The sequence below is a fragment of the Orientia tsutsugamushi str. Boryong genome (assembly GCF_000063545.1).
In the GTDB taxonomy this organism is placed as follows: Bacteria; Pseudomonadota; Alphaproteobacteria; order Rickettsiales; family Rickettsiaceae; genus Orientia; species Orientia tsutsugamushi_C.
In genome coordinates this window covers 590,532-608,832 of sequence record NC_009488.1, presented here as the reverse complement: position 1 = coordinate 608,832, position 18,301 = coordinate 590,532, and the positions used below count along the sequence as shown (strand labels likewise).

Annotated in this window: 12 protein-coding genes and 10 pseudogenes; 6 read left to right on the top strand and 16 right to left on the bottom strand. The window is 30.3% G+C overall.

Annotated elements, in window-relative coordinates; all coding sequences use genetic code 11:
* Positions 1-701: 701 nt before the first annotated feature.
* Positions 702-3,190 (bottom strand): annotated as a pseudogene (locus OTBS_RS18225) (AAA family ATPase).
* A gap of 296 nt (positions 3,191-3,486) precedes the next feature.
* Between OTBS_RS18225 and OTBS_RS02930 the strand changes: the two are divergent.
* Positions 3,487-3,983: pseudogene (locus tag OTBS_RS02930) on the top strand (conjugal transfer protein TraD).
* Positions 3,984-4,012: 29 nt separating this feature from the next.
* Positions 4,013-4,612, top strand: coding sequence for a hypothetical protein (locus tag OTBS_RS02925; RefSeq protein ID WP_011944582.1), 600 nt, complete (start codon positions 4,013-4,015; stop codon positions 4,610-4,612).
* A gap of 302 nt (positions 4,613-4,914) precedes the next feature.
* On the opposite strand, the pseudogene OTBS_RS16000 reads toward OTBS_RS02925, so the two are convergent.
* Positions 4,915-5,133 (bottom strand): annotated as a pseudogene (locus tag OTBS_RS16000) (transposase); the annotation flags it as partial.
* Between the two features lie 145 nt (positions 5,134-5,278).
* A pseudogene (locus OTBS_RS17500) lies at positions 5,279-5,476 on the bottom strand (transposase); the annotation flags it as partial.
* Between the two features lie 29 nt (positions 5,477-5,505).
* Between OTBS_RS17500 and OTBS_RS17495 the strand changes: the two are divergent.
* Positions 5,506-5,601, top strand: a pseudogene (locus OTBS_RS17495) (IS5/IS1182 family transposase); the annotation flags it as partial.
* Positions 5,602-5,622: 21 nt separating this feature from the next.
* Here the strand turns inward: OTBS_RS17495 and OTBS_RS17490 are convergent.
* Positions 5,623-6,081, bottom strand: a pseudogene (locus OTBS_RS17490) (transposase); the annotation flags it as partial.
* A 434-nt stretch (positions 6,082-6,515) separates the two neighbouring features.
* On the opposite strand from OTBS_RS17490, the pseudogene OTBS_RS02910 reads away from it, so the two are divergent.
* Positions 6,516-6,770, top strand: a pseudogene (locus tag OTBS_RS02910) (conjugal transfer protein TraD); the annotation flags it as partial.
* Between the two features lie 78 nt (positions 6,771-6,848).
* On the opposite strand, the gene OTBS_RS02905 reads toward OTBS_RS02910, so the two are convergent.
* The 5 genes from OTBS_RS02905 to OTBS_RS02885 form a co-directional block, all read right to left on the bottom strand.
* Positions 6,849-7,775 (bottom strand): Rpn family recombination-promoting nuclease/putative transposase, encoded by a 927-nt coding sequence (locus OTBS_RS02905; protein ID WP_011944581.1) that lies wholly within the window; start codon positions 7,773-7,775, stop codon positions 6,849-6,851.
* A gap of 121 nt (positions 7,776-7,896) precedes the next feature.
* Complete coding sequence (locus tag OTBS_RS02900) at positions 7,897-8,484, bottom strand: HD domain-containing protein (protein WP_041621046.1); 588 nt, start codon at positions 8,482-8,484, stop codon at positions 7,897-7,899.
* Between the two features lie 41 nt (positions 8,485-8,525).
* Entirely contained in the window at positions 8,526-9,032 is a 507-nt protein-coding gene (locus OTBS_RS02895; RefSeq protein ID WP_041621047.1) for an ATP-binding protein, read from the bottom strand.
* 5 nt (positions 9,033-9,037) lie between these two features.
* Positions 9,038-9,973, bottom strand: coding sequence for a sensor histidine kinase (locus OTBS_RS15990; RefSeq protein ID WP_041621150.1), 936 nt, complete (start codon positions 9,971-9,973; stop codon positions 9,038-9,040).
* Between the two features lie 22 nt (positions 9,974-9,995).
* On the bottom strand, positions 9,996-10,652 hold the full coding sequence (locus tag OTBS_RS02885; RefSeq protein ID WP_232488878.1) for a sensor histidine kinase: 657 nt from the start codon (positions 10,650-10,652) through the stop codon (positions 9,996-9,998).
* 190 nt (positions 10,653-10,842) lie between these two features.
* Between OTBS_RS02885 and OTBS_RS11470 the strand changes: the two genes are divergently transcribed.
* Positions 10,843-11,666 (top strand): IS5-like element ISOt6 family transposase gene (locus tag OTBS_RS11470; protein WP_157866275.1). Its coding sequence is split into 2 segments (ribosomal slippage): positions 10,843-11,230 and positions 11,230-11,666, totalling 825 coding nucleotides; the frame shifts between segments, so codons are not numbered across the junction.
* A 100-nt stretch (positions 11,667-11,766) separates the two neighbouring features.
* On the opposite strand, the gene OTBS_RS15985 is transcribed toward OTBS_RS11470, so the two are convergent.
* Both OTBS_RS15985 and OTBS_RS11460 read right to left on the bottom strand, forming a co-directional pair.
* Positions 11,767-12,648 (bottom strand): sensor histidine kinase, encoded by an 882-nt coding sequence (locus tag OTBS_RS15985; protein WP_011944282.1) that lies wholly within the window; start codon positions 12,646-12,648, stop codon positions 11,767-11,769.
* A gap of 22 nt (positions 12,649-12,670) precedes the next feature.
* Positions 12,671-13,015, bottom strand: a complete 345-nt coding sequence (locus OTBS_RS11460; protein WP_232488826.1) for an ATP-binding protein — start codon at positions 13,013-13,015, stop codon at positions 12,671-12,673.
* Between OTBS_RS11460 and OTBS_RS02865 the strand changes: the two are divergent.
* Positions 13,015-13,554, top strand: a pseudogene (locus tag OTBS_RS02865) (DNA adenine methylase); the annotation flags it as partial. The gene OTBS_RS11460 and the pseudogene OTBS_RS02865 overlap by 1 nt on opposite strands.
* On the opposite strand, the gene OTBS_RS02860 reads toward OTBS_RS02865, so the two are convergent.
* The 5 genes and pseudogenes from OTBS_RS02860 to OTBS_RS15980 form a co-directional block, all read right to left on the bottom strand.
* The gene (locus OTBS_RS02860; protein ID WP_011944578.1) at positions 13,555-14,058 is read right to left on the bottom strand and encodes a hypothetical protein; all 504 of its coding nucleotides are present in this window, start codon (positions 14,056-14,058) and stop codon (positions 13,555-13,557) included.
* Positions 14,059-14,160: 102 nt separating this feature from the next.
* Positions 14,161-14,805, bottom strand: a complete 645-nt coding sequence (locus OTBS_RS02855; protein WP_011944577.1) for an ankyrin repeat domain-containing protein — start codon at positions 14,803-14,805, stop codon at positions 14,161-14,163.
* Positions 14,806-14,844: 39 nt separating this feature from the next.
* Entirely contained in the window at positions 14,845-15,420 is a 576-nt protein-coding gene (locus OTBS_RS02850; protein WP_011944576.1) for an HD domain-containing protein, read from the bottom strand.
* A 227-nt stretch (positions 15,421-15,647) separates the two neighbouring features.
* Positions 15,648-17,031 (bottom strand): annotated as a pseudogene (locus OTBS_RS02845) (replicative DNA helicase).
* 75 nt (positions 17,032-17,106) lie between these two features.
* Positions 17,107-18,157, bottom strand: a pseudogene (locus tag OTBS_RS15980) (hypothetical protein).
* Positions 18,158-18,301 lie beyond the last annotated feature (144 nt).

Below are 18,301 nucleotides of genomic sequence, written 5' to 3'. Positions count from 1 at the left end.
GAATTACACTTGCTCTCAAGTCAGAATTCATTGTAAAACAATCAATTCCTCTATGTTGTTCAAGATATCTTTTTACGATTTGAACTTCAGTATTATTAGTAAAATATAATGGAGAAGACTGATTATAAAAGTATTGAACTTTTCGAATTTTAGCTAGCTCATTTTGAGTGGCTTCTTTATGTACCTGCCGAGGATAAGACTCATTATAAGTTGACATTCCTACTATGCTTGTTAGATATTCCTTAGCTCTAACAAAATCACCGCCACGTTCTTTTCTGGCTAAGTCAAATAAATCTCCACCTTCGCCAGAACTAAAGTCATACCATTTTCCAGCATGCTTGCCACTAGTATTGACGACAATTTTCCCTGTATCTCCCCAACGTATTTCTCCACGTCTAGAGAAATGTTTATTAGGCTCTCCAAGCAAATCACAGGCTATGGTTTCTGCATGAGAAGCTATTTTATTTCTCAATTCTTCCATTAAATTATGATTGTTTGAATTATTGATTTTATCAGTCATACAGAACCTCACCTTCGCTAAATTTATTTGTATTTTTACCGTTTAAATGGTATAATATTTTTGCTGAGTGATTGTTGAGATAGTATTTCTGTTAACGAATCTTTCTAAGTTTCATAACTTTCACATTCTACTTAGTAAATTCATATCTTTATTATCCTTGAGCTGCTCTATGCAGCTCATTTTACCTTCGAATACTAACTCTTGGATTTTGTTGTTCAGGCTTTGTGTTGAGTTTTTCTGTAGTTGAAATATCGTTTGCGGTCTTTGTAGCCTTTAATTCATTATTTGGACTTATTTCTGATTTTCTTATATCATTAACTATATTAGGTTGTTCGATCTTAATGTCAGCTAATTGCTCTGGTTTTTTATCGTACTGATAATATTTAGCGTTTTTATGAAATCTGTCTCCTACATCAGTTACTATAGACTTAAACCAACCACAAATTTTACTTAAAATAGTTGGATTTTCTTTATTTAAATCTTCATTAGTTTTTAAGTTTATGCTTGCCGATTTGTAATTTGCTCTGCTGAGCTGATATACTAAGCTGCTAAAACTGCTAGTAGCTTCTTTATTACAATATAACTTTAACTGTTCTATATGCCTTGTCATGGCTACGTATGAGCTGCTTATATTACCAACTCCGTTATGAAGAATGTATACATCTTTTATAGAAGCTCCCTGGGCCTTATAAACAGTACTTGCATAACCATGTTTAAATTGTATTTTGCTTGGGTCAAAACTCACATCTTGTCCTGCATCTGTCTTAGCTACAAATTCATTTTTATTAACCGAAGTTAAAGTTGCAAATTCACTATTTTGTATTTGTAAATCCTTATCGCTTTTTTGAAATACAATTCGATCTCCAGCCATGTAGGACTCTTTCCTTCCAGCTATTGAACGCCTATATTCTGTGCCTTGTAGCGTGCCATTAGCTTTTAACAAAGATCTAATACTTGAATTAAGAATGTCTACCTCTTTATTACGTACTGTAATTACCAATTTTTCATGTAGCTTAAACTTGCTTAGACTCCAGTTGTATCTTAACTTACTCATTGAGTCCTGCAACGTATTATCAAACTTAACGCAGTTATTTTGCCTCAGGTAAGGTTATACCGCTTAAAATATTACTCTCAGCAAACTTCATTGCTACCTCTCTGCTCCAGTTTTCACTTTGTCTTCGAATATTCACTAAAACATGTGAACCGAAAATATTACTCAGAATCTCAAACATTCCGCCTCTTTCTATTGAAGCTAACTGCTTTTCATCCCCAGCGAGTATCAGTTGACAATTATTGTTTCTAACTACTCTAAATAGCTCTGCCTAAGCTTTAGTACCTACCATTCCAGCTTCATCTACTACTATTAACCTATTTTGCATAAAAATTTTTTTCGATTATACAAAAATCCCTTTACTGTATAGACATCTGTATAACCTTTGTTCTTCAGCTCTGATACTGCCTTATGAGTGGGAGCAAGGCCAATAACATTTTGTCCACGATTTGTTGCAATTTTATATGCTTTTGCTAAAACAGTGGATTTACCTGTTCCAGCTCTTCCTCTTAGTACTCTAACTCCACTAGTGCTAAGCAAAATATGCCTTAGAGCTTGTTTCTGTTCTTCACTAACATTTGCTAGACCTTCGATATTACTTTTAAGATTGTAAATATCGTTGTAATAAACTCGATTATTGATTTTATTAGCTATTCTTATTATGCTTGCTTCCTCATCTCTAACCTCAGTTGTAGTAAAAAATTCGCTAACTTCACCATTCTCATGATACAATTCTAATACTCTATTTGAACTAAGTACTTGCTGAACTAACAGTTTCATTTCTGCTTTCGCTGAATATATGGTATATCTTTTACTGCTTTTTCGATATCCTGCTTAAGTAAAAATAGATTTGTAATGTGTTATAGAGAATCCGTTATTACATCAGCATCCTTAATAATTTTTAAATTAGCCTCTTTACGTAACTCATTTTCATTTGCTGCTTCATTAATTAAACTTCTAATTCTAGTAGGCACAATATGCTTTTGCAGCACTGCACTTATCTTATCAACTCTATTTGTTAAGCCTAATTTAGCAAAATATGCATTAATTATTTCTTTTACTTTTTCATGAATCATCTCGGGATCTTTAATAACAACCTTTTTGCCATTACTTAATGTTATGCATTTTGGGTTTAAATTTACTGCTTTATCACCTAAACCAGTTCCATCTTCTCTAAATCTTCTTGTAGTAACCAATATATGCGCATGCCAGTTTTTATCTCCTCTATGAGGCTTATGAATGTCTATCTGTACTCCAAGACCATTTTGCACCCATTCCATTGCATCAACTATTTCATGTGTAATCTTTATTCTATCTTCTGAATTTAGCTCCTTATCGTCTGGCAACGCTATTACGATATCATTCAACAACTTACTGTTTCTTCGTTTTTCTGTTTGTTCCACCTCATTCATTAATGTTTGAATATTCTTGAATTTTTGATTTACATAAGCTGGTATCAGTACTGTATGATATACGTTATCTTTCTTACGAGAGAAGTTATACCTTATATTTGTCTTCTTGTTTTTAACAATAGTTCTTGCATTATACACTGCCTTACAACAACTATTACATCCTTTACTTCTACTTAAAAATTCAATCCTTGCAAACTGTATCGCCATCTCAACACCAATTCTCACCTGAGTTTTTTAAGTTAGCATGATTTTTTTGGTTTTGCTAGCACAAACTGCTTTTTGTTAACACTAGATCAGCTAATGAGTACTCATTTTTTAGCATCGCTCTTTATGGAGCGCATATTGCGTATAAGCTTATTCTTTAATAAAGCTTCTAACCTTGGATTCACGTTTTTTTGACTATAATTATTTGATGTTGGTTTGGCAGGTGCGGTTTTTTTCTTTACTGGAATTTTATTTTGATATATTCTTGCCTGATTTTTTTATCTTTCTGAATTACTAACATGGCAAATCTTATGCAGCAAAAAATTACTCTCCAACAAAAAAAGCTAAGCTAATCATGGATGAGGTTAACCTCAAAATCAAAGAACGTAAAATGCGTACTCGACGTCTTATCGAAATGGGTGGACTAGTCGCTAAGGCTAAGCTTGATCACCTACCAACAAATACTTTATTTGGTGCATTTATTTCTTTAGAAAATACTCTAGTACAGCATCCAAATGTTCAGAATCATTGGACTACAATCGGTAAAGATATTTTTGATAAAGAACAGCAAAATAAAGCTGCTGTGATTTTAAAATTTTCCTCTGAACCAGACGAAAACACTAAGCACCACATTCGCCTTCATGGCTTAAAATGGAACAGTTTTCGTCAAGAATGGTGCGGCAATGTTAAGGACATTGAGGCCTTAAAGAATTGCCTTCTCAATGTTCAATATGAATTTCGAGCTAGTTTAAAAAAAGCACTTGATAACATAGCAAATATTATCTATAAAGTATAAGCATTATTTTAATAACAAGGTGATTATATATGTATAATGGCGATTCTAGCATAAACTCATCTAGCCATGAAAATTTAGAAGATATAGTATCGTTAGCAGAAGTGTTTTTATTAAAAAAAGCAGGTAATAATACTTTAGTCTTGACTGGATGGAATGACAATACATATCATAGTATTTACGATAAATCTAACTATAGTTCTAATGCTAAAGTTAATTATATAACTTATAGTACTGGAGACATTGATGGAGTATTAAGTGATATACATATATTAGAGTATCATTGCAAACATAAAATATTGAATACTTTATACGCATTTGAAGCATTTGATTCTGATCAACATATATCTATAATATTGAAGCATGATAAGAATTTCATACAAGGTAATAGAAAATCATTAAGTAACAAGGTTTTAACTATTGTAGTTAATAATTCAAATGAAGAATGTATAGAAACATTTTTTCACAATAAAATGCCATATTATAGCATTAATGATACCAATGTTTTGAATACTGATCAATTCAGAGACTTTTTAAGTAATGAATTAGAGCATACAAGCACAGATGATATGTCATTTACTGAAAAAATTTTAGGAGCATGCAATAGTATTCCCAAATGTTCTATTTTATAGAGATTTACTGTACTATTTTTCTAAGTTAGAAAATTTTATTAATTTTACGACTGAAGCAAAAGCTAAATTATTATAAAACAACAAATATCCACCTAGCTTGTCAGAAATCTTTGGTAGTTTAAGGTATTGAGTAAGAGCTATAAATTCTTGCTCGGTTTTTAATGTTATTTCTTACCACATTTGATGATGTTTTATTTGAACATTATGTAGTCGATCGAAAAGCTTAATTAATAATAGTGCTGTCTGACATTTTGTTTCACTAATTTCTATGATGCCATTTGATATATATTAATAACGCCAATTTAGGATAAGTTGAAAGAAGAGAAAGAAGAGGAGATAAGATAGGGATTAAGTTTAGAGATAGAATAAGAAGCAAGAGAAGAAATTATATGAACAAAGAAATTAATAGGAGAGCGATGTCTAGTATGCTCTAAATGCATATGTTTTTTTAGTAGATTAAAGACAGACTCAATTAAAGAACGTTTATTTAATAAGCGCTTATCATCTATGTCTAATAAATAGACTTCTTTCGAAACTGGTTAAGGTAGTTCAAAATTATCGCTGACAAATATCGAAATAGACGTAAAAGATTCGGTCTTAGATTTAATTTGATCTCTGGCATTTATAATTTTGAACTCTTTAACCAGTTTCGAAAGAAGTCTAATATGTTTTCATATCTTTACGAAGATTAGTAAATAAACGTAGACCATTGGAGAACAGTTGATGAAATAACTCTTTAGATATGTAAGCTTTATCACCAAACAATTTACCAGATAAACCTTTAGAAATAATTGAAGCTACAGATAGATCGCTTTTATTAGCTTTAGTAATTTTAACTGACATTATTTCACCTTTATTATTAATTAGACCTCTTTCGAAACTAGTTAAGGTAGTTCAAAATTATTGCTGACAAATATCGAAATGGACGTAAAAGATTCGGTCTTAGATTTAATTTGATCTCTGGCATTTATAATTTTAAACTACCTTAACCAGTTTCGAAAGAGGTCTATTACAAGATGTAGCTTAAAGCCTAAGAACCAGCCATAACTACTCTTACCAATTTTAGAAATTCTGTTAAAAACTCTATTACTGGAAATGCGTGTGTTATGACAAATTGCTAATTTTGTAGAATTGATATAATATATACCAGTCTCATCTCCTTTCAGATAATGCATTAATACGGCTAATGGTAGCAACATTCTAGGTAATAGTTGTATTATCCTACTATAGCTTGGTAAACAAAAGTATTCTTTATACTTATAACGCAAGTAATATAGATAATAATTTTTAAAATCCTTGCATGGAGATAAATAAAAATATATCGTTATTGTTAACAACTCAGCTAAGGGTAACTTTCCATCTCTGTTCCTTTGATTACTACTTGGTATTAATCTCTTTCTTTCCCACTCTTGATATATCTTGCAAAAATTGTCTATTAAATAGTATACTGTTACAATGCATTTTTTCATGTTGGGTTATTCCTTTTTTATTTAAATTTTCTTTTTAACTCAACATCCTCTCTTTGTATACCTTTTATTCACTACTTTTCATATTTTCCATTATCCCAATCTGGCGTTGATAATGTGTACGCATACCAGTTAGCAAATGACCTTGCAAAAAATTAAAAAAAGCAATCTCCGCATCATAACTGATTAATTTTTAGAATCAAGGTACAGAGTCATATGTTCATAAGTTAAGATTATTCTAGATTATAGACTATAGTCATTTACAATGAGGTTTAAGCATAAAAAAGCGACAATAGCATCATAAGATTTACTAACAGGATATTTTATACGCAAACTTCATTGTAAATGACTATATATCAAAAAATATTCCTAAATATTAAGAGATATAGTCTTAAATCTTAGAGTTCAAAAAATAATGCTACTTTTTTTTGAACCAGCTATCTTTACATCCAAATGTTCAGAATCATTGGACTACAATCGGTAAAAATATTTTTGATAAGGAACAGCAAAATAAAGCTGCTGTGATTTTAAAATTTTCCTCTGAACTAGATGAAAACACTAAGCGCCACATTCGCCTTCATGGCTTAAAATGGAATAGCTTTCGTCAAGAATGGTGCGGCCATGTTAAAGATATTGAGGCCTTAAAGAATACCCTTCTCAATGTTCAGTATAGTATAGAACTTGTAGTGTGATATAAGGCATCTATATGATTTAATAGAAATAGCATACAACACATTAAAGGTAAAATTTTGTATGTTGTATATTTCTTATTATTTTACGCTATTTTTTAAATTTAATACTTCTTGTATTGATAAATCCGTATATTCAGCAATTGTCTCAACTGATAATTCAGATTTCAATAATTTTATTGCAAAATCTTTTTTTGCTTCAGCTTTACCTTCAGCTTTACCTTCAGCTTTACCTTCAGCTTTACCTTCAGCTTTACCTTCAGCTTTAGCGCGTTCGAGTTTATAATCTTCTACTGCTTTATTATCCCATATACGCTTTAACTCTTGTTCATAGGTTATTAGTTCGTCTTCGCTCCAATTAAACTGATCTAATGCCTCATACGCTCTTTTGATTATTAAATCTTCACCTATTATTTTATGATATCCATCTAATGTTGTTTCTTTTGCATGTTTAAAAAAATAGCACCACTTCTCTGTTATATCACTTAACTCTTCCACTCTATTTTTTTTAAATTTTGGTAATTCTATAAAGGTAAATGAAAAGTCCTTTAGATCATGCTCATATGTCTTTTTATCCAATATTACATGCCTTGATATATAGTCTTCTTTGTTTGGAAACAATTTATAATCTGCTATAGCTATAAATATAACTTCCTTTAGGTCTGAGTATTTTCCTTCCTTTCCTCTATTTGGTTGCCTACCATATGCTTTTGCTGCATAATACTGCGCTCTTTTTTCAAATCCTTGTGTAGGATCTACTTGCATTTCTATTATATATTGCGCTCCGTTTTTATCTTTACACAAAACATCTACTATTGATTCTTTTTTGGACGCTATATCAGCGTCTAATATCGTACCTAAAAACTCTACTTCTGTTATTTCTCTATTCCCTTCAAACAATAATATATCGTTCAGAAAATGTATTAGTATGTCCTTGTTTTTTTCTGATCCAAATATCTTTTTAAATGCTACATCATTCTTTGGATCTAAAAATCTTGATAAATGCATATATTTTTCATATTTTCTATTCTTTTTAAATTATACAACAAAATAACTTACATGAACATTCTCTTATTGAATTTTAATTTCTGCAATTCACTACATTAACCCCCTATTAAACTTTAGTTTATTAGGTAGCATAAAGCTCACAGTATTTATTTAGCTCTATAGCAATCTCTGGTAATTTAAGGTATTCAGCAAGAGGTATAAATTCTTGCTGCGTTTCTAGTATGATTTCTTGTCTTCTTTTGGCTGGCTTTATGAATATAGTTTTAATATTATCCAATCTGTCCAATAGTTTGATTAGTAATAGCTCTACTTTATCTTGATTCACTAATGTTTTAATCATTTTCATGGAACTGGTTTTCTTACCACATATGTTTCTTATAAGAGCTAGAACTTGCTCGGCAATGTTATTATTAAATTCCATTGCTATCTTTTCTTTGGTTAGTTTTGTATCCTCAATTACATCGTGTAATATTGCAGTAATAATTATATCAGTTTTAAAGGTGTGGTCTGATACCATGTGGGCTACTTCTAATGGATGTGTGTAGTATAGTTCTCCTGTATCTCGCTTTTGATTGCTATGATATTTTTTTGCATAAAATATAGCTTTTTTTACTTTATCAAGATCAATGTGTTTATTAAAACTATGATTAATCAAGTCCAGCTTATCAAGTAGTTTATTGATATGTTCACAATTTAAAAATGCCAACATTATTTCCTCCATCTCCATTAATAATTCTAATTTTCAGTTTCTCAATGAACTTCTATAGGTATACTATACGTGAAGGCTGTATACTTGCCTTGCTTACTTTCTAGTTTAATTTTTCCAGTAATTTCATGTATAAACTGTTTAACGAGTAGTAATTCAGATCCTAGTACTGCATAGCTTTTGATATGTAAGTTTCTGAGCTCATTATTTATCTTTTTCACTTTCTCAGCTGAAATTCCAATTCCATTATTACGAACAATTAATTGTAATATTCTATAATTTGTCTTTTGATTTGTAGAAGGTAGCAAATCAACTTCAACACTAATTTCGCTGCATTTACTATTAGTAGCATTGCAAATTAATAGTGTTAGTACTGCCTGTATTTGAATACTATTTACAATGATTAAATCTTTTATATCATTTTTAAAATTGCAGCTAAGATTTATTCCTTTATTTTCTGTGAATGGCTTCAGTGCTCTAATATTACATTTACTTTTGCCTGAATACCAAAATCTCCAGATTTTATAGTATGACTCATAAAATGCTTCCATATCTTTTAATTAAGTTGTACTGGTATATCGCAAGTAATAGCTGTGAACTTATTTGCCTCGCTCTTTATTTCTAATTTGCCACTTAGTTTGTTAACAATGTAATTTGCAAATTCTAGACTCGAGTTTAATATTTCTGGATACTCTAATGCTGGATGCAAATCAGTAAATTTTGCATTTATTTCTTGTAGTTTTTCTTGTGAAATACCTTTTCCGTTATCACGTACTATGAATCTTAATATTCTGTCTTTTTCATTCGCCTTTCGATACGGCGAAGTAAATAACCTAACTATAACATCAACCTGACAGAATTTATTAACTCTAATAGCTCCACTTATTAATTGACTAAGTATAGTTTGCAATAGACAACTATCTCCAATAACAATATCATTGATGTTATCCTGAACATTGTAACTGATCGATATTTCTCTATCTTCAGCAATTTCTTTCAGCGAGCTAATTGTATCCTTCAATAGTTTTTGTATGCTAAATTTTTTTGAATGTACATTTTGAAGCTTAATTTGGCCTCTAAGTGAGTAAACTATCCTGTTACAGTAGTCTTGTAGGTTAGCGGCACAATTAAGTATTCTTGCTACGCTAGTAGTTTTATATTCTTTTTCTTTGAAATCACTTTGCCTGCATAGTAGATCATCTGCTAGATCTTTGATTTTAGCAGTAGTAAGATCAAACGTATATTTAATTTTTTGAATCAAATCTATACAATATTGCTTCATTGACTCAGCTTCCTCTAGATAATCTTTCGCTTGTTGTAGCTTTATTTTCATTCCAATATATTTATCTGCCTTCATATTTTCGGTACAAAGATAAATATTTCTTTCCTTAGCTGTAGATACTAACTTAACTGGAATAGGTGGTAGATGAATTGTCCAAACATCTTGAGAAATGTCTTTCGTTTTCTTGATATTCTTTTTTTTATTTTTCATAATATTCTCCATTTGACTAATGTTACGAATTTAAATTACTAGTTTGTATCGGAATGCTGACTAAAAACTTTGTATAATGTCCTTCTTTACTGTCTATCTTAATGCTTCCTTTCATTTCATATGTAAGATGTTTGATAAATGCTAACCCTGAATCTAATGCTTGATGCTTAATTAAGTGTGGATTTTTTAATTCAGAGTTCATCTCTTGTAATTTGTTTTTTGAAATGCCATCTCCTACGCTATGCACTACAAATTGCAATATTCTATCTTTTGAATTCGATTGTTCATTTTGAGGAGGCAAAAAATCAATGCTAACTCTAACTTTGCTATTTGTACTATGGATAATAGCACTCCCAACTAACTGAGTTAGTACAGCTCTTATTCGAAAACTATCTCCAGTAATAATATCGTATATGTCATTTCCTAATTTTTTCCTTAGCTCTATCTTTTCATCTTCAGCAATTACTCTGATTGCTGCAATAGTACCATTTAGCATTGTTCGTAGGCTAAATTCTGCTAGTTCTACATTTGTTGATTCTATGTTTTTTCTAAATAAAAAAATTATATCATTCAGATGATCTCTCAAATTATCCACTAACATTGATGTATCTGTTAGTACCTTTGTTATTTCAGAATCTGAATCTAACCCCTTGTCTCGTACCTTTGCCTCTATATTCAACTTGCTAACGGTACAAGCATTTACTTTATGCCTAATATATTGAATCAAATCTATACAACTTATTCTTGCTAATTCGCCTGCTTCAAGTCGACTATACAGATTTGTTTGTTTCTCTTTTTCTTCAATAGACTTCTTTCGAAACTATACAATGATGTAAAATGGTGTTATAAAAATCTGATTTGAAGTAATAATGAAATTAGATCAGATTAAAGAGTTAAAGGATGAAAAATTTCGTCGATTAACAGTAGTAAGGAAGGGAACATTCTCAAAGATGGTGGATATTTTGAGGAAAGCTGATGGTGTTAAGAAATCAAAAGGAGGGCGTAAAAATAAGCTCAATTTGGAGGAACAGTTATTGATGGCCTTAGAATACCTTAGAGAATACCGTACTTATTTTCATATAGGTCAGAACTATGGGATTAGTGAAAGTTCAGCATATAAAGCTGTAAAATGGGTAGAAGACACCTTAGTTAAACACCCAAACTTTGCTCTTCCAGGTCGTAAAGCTCTAATGAATAGCGATATGAATTATGAAGTAGTCTTGATTGATGCTACTGAGAGTCCAATAGAAAGACCCAAAAAAAACAAAAATTCTATTATTCAGGAAAGAAGAAAAGGCATACACTAAAGACTCAAATAGTGGTAGACAAGAAAACACACCAAGTAATATGTACAGATTTTTCTAACGGTAAAAAACATGACTTTAGATTATTTAAGGAATCCAAAATCCTTATCCATCCTAAGATTAAAGCTATTACTGATATAGGATATCAAGGTATACAAAAAATTCACAATAATTCTGCATTACCAAAGAAAAAAAGCAAGAAAAATCCTTTAACTAAAAATGATAAAAAGAATAATCGTAGGTTAGCAGGAGAAAGAGTTGTCAATGAAAACGTTATTGGTATGCTAAAACGGTTCAAAATTATTGCTGACAAATATCGAAATAGACGTAAAAGATTCGGTCTTAGATTTAATTTGATCTCTGGCATTTATAATTTTGAACTACCTTAACCAGTTTCGAAAGAGGTCTAATATTGTTATTTTCCACATTATTCTCCTACGGTTAAGTTTATTAACTTTGTTTTTTAGAAATTTAAAATAGCAAGCTTAGCTAACAATTAGCTAAGCTGACTGGTATATGAAATATGGCTTCCGTATACTTTTTTTCTTCACTTTTCATAGTAATTTCCCCTCGTATTTCTTGAAGCATCAGCTTAACAAACGTTAAGCTTAATCTTAATGCTTCACTATTCTGACTTATATCTCTAAAATCATTATTGATTTGTTGTAGAGTTTCTTTTGATATGCCTTGTCCATTATCATGAACAGTAAATTGTAGTATTCTTTCTGTATTTTCTGAAATTGTAGGAGGTAATAATTCTACTGTAATTACTACTTCTTTATTTTTGCTGTTTTTATTAAAGCGATTAGCATTATCTATTAACTGATGTAGTATTTGCTGTATTTGATAACTATAGCCTATGAAAATACTATTCTTATCGCACTTGATCTTATATAAAAACTTTGATTTCGATTCATTATAATTTTTAATAGCATTGTTTAATATTCCGTCTAAATAAAGTACTTCTTTCTTTGCTTGTACAAATGATTCAGTTCTTCCTGTCAACAGTTTATATGCAGTCTTAATATACATTAATACTTCGCTATAACAGTTTAAGTGTTTGCTTAATATTGATTTTTTATTTTCTGTTATTTCGGACTGAAAATTTCTAACTTCTTCTGGCTCGCTTTTGAGCTGTTTGAACACATCTATTATATTTAGGTTTGGTGTTTTAAGTTGATGTGTAAGTTTTAAAAGCTCTTTATCACCAGCTGCTAGATGTCTTAGTAACATATTGTCACCAATTACTTCTTTTATTGTACTTAAATAATCGCAACTAAGTTTTATTCCTTTATATTCTGCAACTGCATTTAGAGCAGATTTAGTAATCTTCATTTCTATTTCTGAATCGAATTCTTTTTCTAATATCATAAATCACCCTTATTTTAGAAAATTAAAGATAGTGAGCATATATCGGTACACGGCATATAACCTCTGTATGCTCATTTTTTACGTATGTAATTTCTCCCTTTATTGCTTGAAGTAGCAGCTTAACAAATGTCAGCCCTAAACCTAAGATGTTATCTTCATTTGGAGTTTTAAAAGCAGTATTTATTTTTTGTAATTTTTTTATGTTGTTTCCATTATTTCGAATTGTAAGTTCTAGTGTTTTGTCTCGTATTTCGGGATTTAGTAGTTTAACTTTAATGAGTATTACTTTAACTTTTTCTCCAAATCGATTTGCATTATCAAGCAGCTGAGTTAGTATTTGCTGTATTTCATCTCCATATCCGATCATACGAATTTTTTCATAGTCATAATCCATATAAACAATGCAATAGTAATAATCCGAATGAAATTACTGCAAAATTTATATATCTTAATAAATATTCTTTTAGGGGAATTTATAGAGTCTACAAAAATGGACAATCTGCTCAAACATTTTCTGGTGAATGCTACATTAAACTCCACATTGCATCTAGAATAAACCAATGCAGCAGCCTTCTACATGGTGTATCAATTTATGCTACATATTTTTCATTTATAGAACCTAAAAAAGGTGACTTTGTTTATTTTGATCCTCCTTATCATAAATCTGGAGAACGGTTCTACACTAGACTTCCATTTGATGAAAAAGATCAAATTAGATTACGGGATTTTGTCCAAGAATTAACAAATAAAGGTGTTAAGATTATGATCTCAAATAATAATACTGCCTTTATTAGAGACTTATACAAAGATTTTAATATCAATACCGTTACAGTCGTATACTCAATCAATGAACAACGCAATCCTGTTAATGAGCTAATAATTACTAACTATAAAACCTGTGAGTAATTAGAAATGAAATCGCAACCCAAAACGTGTATGAATAGGAAGTGGTCTATACTTCATTGTGCTACATTCAATATCTAAATATATATCTCTTAATAAGTTTATTGTTGTACCAACTCCTAAGTCTACATTAATGTCAAAATAAAACTTGCAAGATAGTAGTAGTCCACCTGTAATAAAAATTGATGCTTTATTACCTTCAATTATATTGTAATAATAATTTCCTTGAACAAAATCACCTATAAAGTGATTAGAACATATCAATCCTAATCTTATATCCATTCTATGCCGAGCTTGTCTATAACCAATCCCTGCTTCTAATGTACCATAATAGTCAGTATTAATACCAGATGAAAGTTTTAGATAAAATTGTGAAGTATCAACAGTATCTTTAGAAGCATTGAAGTTTACATTATTATTCGCTGTACATATTGATGGTGAAAATAATACAACGAATGCTAACATAACAGCATAACACGGTTGTAAAAGTGATTTTAAAATACTCATAGCAGTATCTATCTAATTACAATATTTTTATGAAGCTTAATATTAATTATACTTTTTGTCAATTCTATTTCCTAGAATTAATCTATAGTTGTCTGTTAAAACCTAATACCATGGTACCGATTGTTCAGTTAAAAGATTTAATACATCTGCATTACCGCTTTTAGCAGCATAATCTATAGGATTCATGCCGTTATCATCTTTTGCATCAATATCTGCTCCATAATCAATCAAAAGCTGTATAACATCTATGCTTTCAGCGCGAACAGCAATATGTAGTAGTGTTTCTCCATTATCATATTTTTTATTAATACTAGTAGAATTATGTTTTAGCATAATTTCTAAAGGTTCTACACATCTGCATTCAACAGCATCAGATAGAGGTGTATTACCTTGATTATTCTCGATATTTACATCAGCGTTATATTTTAGCAGTAATGCTATATGATCATTGCAATATGTAGGATATTTTTCGAAAAATTCATAATATACTTGAATTCTGTCAACGACAAGATGTAAAGCAGTGTGCCCATCATTATCTTGTGCGTTTACGTTAGCTCCATTGTTCAGCAAAATCTCAGCAATAGGTAGATTCTTATATTTTAAAGCAACAGATAAAGCTGTAGTACCATCTTTATATTTTGAATTGACAAGTGTACTATCCTTATTAATAAGCTGCTTCACTTTTTCAATATCACCATCTTGAATAGCGCTATGTAAGGTATATTTAGCCTTAGATTTGAATATCATATATATTTAATCCATTCATTCTCAATTATTTACTACATTTTAACTAGCATGAAGTTTACAATATTCACTTAAGCGTTCTCCAATCTCTGGTAGTTTAAGGTATTCAGCAAGAGCTATAAATTCTTGCTGAGTTTCAAATATTATTTCTTGCCTTTTTTGAGGAGGTTTGATGAATATAGTTGTAATATTATGGAATCTATCAAAAAGTTTGATCAGTAATAGTTCTGTTTTATTTTGGCTGCGTAATATTTGTATCATTTCCATAGCACTGATTTTCTTATTATCCCTAACTCTGGTAAGGTCTGAAACCTGTTCTGCAATATTACTACCAAATTCGTAACTTATTCTTTCTTTAGTTAGTTTTGTGTCTTCAAGTGTATCATGTAGTATTGCAGTAATAATTGTATCTGTTTCAAAGCTGTGGTCTGATACCATGTGAGCTACTTTCAATGGATGTGTATAGTATAGTTCTCCAGTATCTCTCTTTTGCTGGCCATGATATTTTTTAGCGTAAAGTATTGCTCTTTCAACTTTATCAAGATCAATTTTGGTGTTAAATCTTACGTTGGTTCTGAGCAGCTTATTTATTAAGCTCTCACTATAAAAATCTATCATTTTCCATCTCTAAATGGTTATTAATAAATTATACCATAATTCAAACTTTTTGTATACTCCAATCCCAGATAAAAACTGGAAAAGAAGCAAATTAAATTATAAAATTTTTGATTCAGTTATCACGAACTAACCTTAAGTTGTATATCTCTGGTGTTAATGAGTAAAATTTTGCTGTAATTTTTTTTTTTGGACCAGCATTTTTTCATTTATGCATAATCTAGTGTTTATTAACCTTGCTGAGAGTTTTTAACAATATTGCCAAATTTAGAATACTGATTAGTATAGTGTAACTTCACTGTACCAACTGGCCCATTACGGTGTTTAGCAACAATTATTTCAGCAGTATTATGACATCTATCTTGTTTAGCAATCCATTCCGTATATTCTGGCGTTCCAGGAGCTGGCTCTGATCTAGATAAGTAATATTCGTCACGATATATAAGCATTACAATATCGGCATCTTGTTCAATGGAGCCTGATTCTCGTAGATCTGAGAGAATAGGCTTTTTATCTGACCTTTGTTCTACAGCTCTAGACAATTGAGATAACGCAATTATTGAAATATTGAGCTCTTTAGCAAGAGCTTTTAAGCTCTGAGTAATTTCAGAAATCTCCTGCACTCTATTATACTGACTTCCTCTAGAATCAATTTTTATTAGCTGTAAATAATCAATAAATAATATTGCTAAATTATGAGTACGTTTAAGTCTACGAGCTCGAGATCTAATTGCAGATATCGAGATTGCAGGAGCATCATCTATAAAAAAATTCCACTTTTGTATTTCATTTTGTACAGTCTTTAACTTATCAACATCTTGTTCACCTATTTTACCGTTAAATAATGCAGAGCTATTAATTTCAGATTCTATAGAAAGAATTCGAGTAGAGATTTGCTGAGATGACATTTCTAAAGAAAAGAAGCCAACTGATGGTACATTATCTTTAGTATTTTTTTTGAGTAAGAAAATATTTACAAGCATTTATTGCTAAGTTAACTCCTAAAGCAGTTTTACCCATTGAGGGCCTGCCAGCTAATATTATTAGGTCAGAATTTTTAAATCCTCCAAGCTTTGAATCAAGGTCAGGTAGTCCACTACTAATACCGTTAATAGAGTTTTTATTTTTAATAGCAGATGAAATTGATGTCCATGATTCTTCAATTGAAGTTTATAATTTTATAAATCCTTGACTTAAAGTTCCTCTTGAAGCTAGATCATATAATTGAGATTCAGCAGTTTCGATCTTACTGATAGCTGTATCTGCTAAAGTAGAAGAATATGCATTCGTTGCTATTTTTTCTGCAATTTCAATTAAATAACGCCGCAGTGCGAGATCATATACTATTTTGCCGTATTCATTAACATTAACTATACTTAATGCTAAAGTTGTAAGTTTAGCTAGATAATCTACTCCACCTATTTCCTCAAATGCGAGTTCATTGCCTAGCATATTTTTGAGCGAAATTACAGTAGCACTAATTCCTTTACTAATAATGAGATTAATTGACTTATATATTTTACCATGTAATGGTTCATAAAAATGTTCCGGCAGTAAAAATTCGTTAATGTTATATAGCGCACGATTGTTAATCAGAATTGCCCCAAGTATCATTTGCTCTGCTTAAATATTATTTGGAGCAATCTTTGCAAGATCTTTTTCCATATCACTCTTTAAATTTTATTAAAATTATTCGAACTTAACTAACTCAAAAGAAAACCCTTGAGCTTTAAAAGCGTACTCAAAATCTTTCAGATAATTCCCTCTGATGTAACTATCTTCAAATTCTGTTTTTGCTTTAATGAATATTTTTTTATTAACATTATCTTCATTTACAACTTTTAATTTACTAAACCATATTTTATCAATAACTTGCTCATATTTGTAATGTTGAAGTATGTATTTTCGTACTTTGTACCAAGTTGAGTTGGAGTCCAATTGTTTACTCAGATTCAAGAGATACTCTTCTTCATTGATTTGTTTCTGTGAAACAGTTTTGAGTTGCTCAAATGGTGTAACTTGTAATTCTTGTCGTATCCATATACATCTTGTACAGCTTGTAATATCTTTGATCTATCACATTCTGTTAGTGTAATATTTTTAAGCAACTTAACAAAAAACTTAGTTCGAACTGCTGGCCCAAAACTACAAGAAGTCAAAATTTGATAAGCCATAGCTGCTTCAAAAGAACCAGCAATTTTATGCTTCAACTGGCTTTCCTTACTAAGATTTGTCCTTGTTTCAATATATGTACCTGAAAAAAAGTCTCAGGTGGACATGAAATTTCTTTCATGTTGGAGCGAAATTCTTTTTCTGGTAAGGCTATATTTTCTTCTTTTCATTTTTCGTTATAATGCTGAAAATTTTTTAGAAGTTTTATGCAAGGGACATTACGTAACTTAAAATTGTCTTTAACTATTGTCCTATTTTCAACTTCAATAAAACCTGCATCTCTTAATTCTACTAAGCATTGCCTAACTCTTCGTGGACCAACATTCAGCTTATCCTCATAAAGCTGATAACTCTCCTGAATTTCTTCTATATCTTTGTTGTAATAGATTTGTATCTAAATACTATGAATGATAAAAGCTGTTTAGATGTCTTGCTTAATGCTTTTCCATTATCTCCAGTTAGCTTTCTCCATTCTGGCGGAATGATATTTCCAATAAAGTTATAAAATATTGTAGCATTATTATTACTATATTTTTTTAATAATATTACAACTATTAGTTAAAAAAATCGAATGCTACAGACGCATTTTTTACCTCAAAAAATACATCTATAGTAGGTGTTTTAGAAAATAATTTTTTTACAAATTACCCTCAAATTTTTATGAAAAAGGTTGAAAGTAGGTTGAAAAAAATTTTTATGCCAAACCTATATA

What these genes read in the sequence shown, in the direction of transcription:
- OTBS_RS02900 (WP_041621046.1), bottom strand. Translation starts at nt 8,484, where the DNA reads ATGTTGGCATTTTTAAATTGTGAACATATCAATAAACTACTTGATAAG.
- OTBS_RS11460 (WP_232488826.1), bottom strand. Translation starts at nt 13,015, where the DNA reads ATGATCGGATATGGAGATGAAATACAGCAAATACTAACTCAGCTGCTT.
- OTBS_RS02850 (WP_011944576.1), bottom strand. Translation starts at nt 15,420, where the DNA reads ATGATAGATTTTTATAGTGAGAGCTTAATAAATAAGCTGCTCAGAACC.
- OTBS_RS02925 (WP_011944582.1), top strand. Translation starts at nt 4,013, where the DNA reads ATGTATAATGGCGATTCTAGCATAAACTCATCTAGCCATGAAAATTTA.
- OTBS_RS02855 (WP_011944577.1), bottom strand. Translation starts at nt 14,805, where the DNA reads ATGATATTCAAATCTAAGGCTAAATATACCTTACATAGCGCTATTCAA.
- OTBS_RS15985 (WP_011944282.1), bottom strand. Translation starts at nt 12,648, where the DNA reads ATGATATTAGAAAAAGAATTCGATTCAGAAATAGAAATGAAGATTACT.
- OTBS_RS02895 (WP_041621047.1), bottom strand. Translation starts at nt 9,032, where the DNA reads ATGGAAGCATTTTATGAGTCATACTATAAAATCTGGAGATTTTGGTAT.
- OTBS_RS15990 (WP_041621150.1), bottom strand. Translation starts at nt 9,973, where the DNA reads ATGAAAAATAAAAAAAAGAATATCAAGAAAACGAAAGACATTTCTCAA.
- OTBS_RS02860 (WP_011944578.1), bottom strand. Translation starts at nt 14,058, where the DNA reads ATGAGTATTTTAAAATCACTTTTACAACCGTGTTATGCTGTTATGTTA.
- OTBS_RS02905 (WP_011944581.1), bottom strand. Translation starts at nt 7,775, where the DNA reads ATGCATTTATCAAGATTTTTAGATCCAAAGAATGATGTAGCATTTAAA.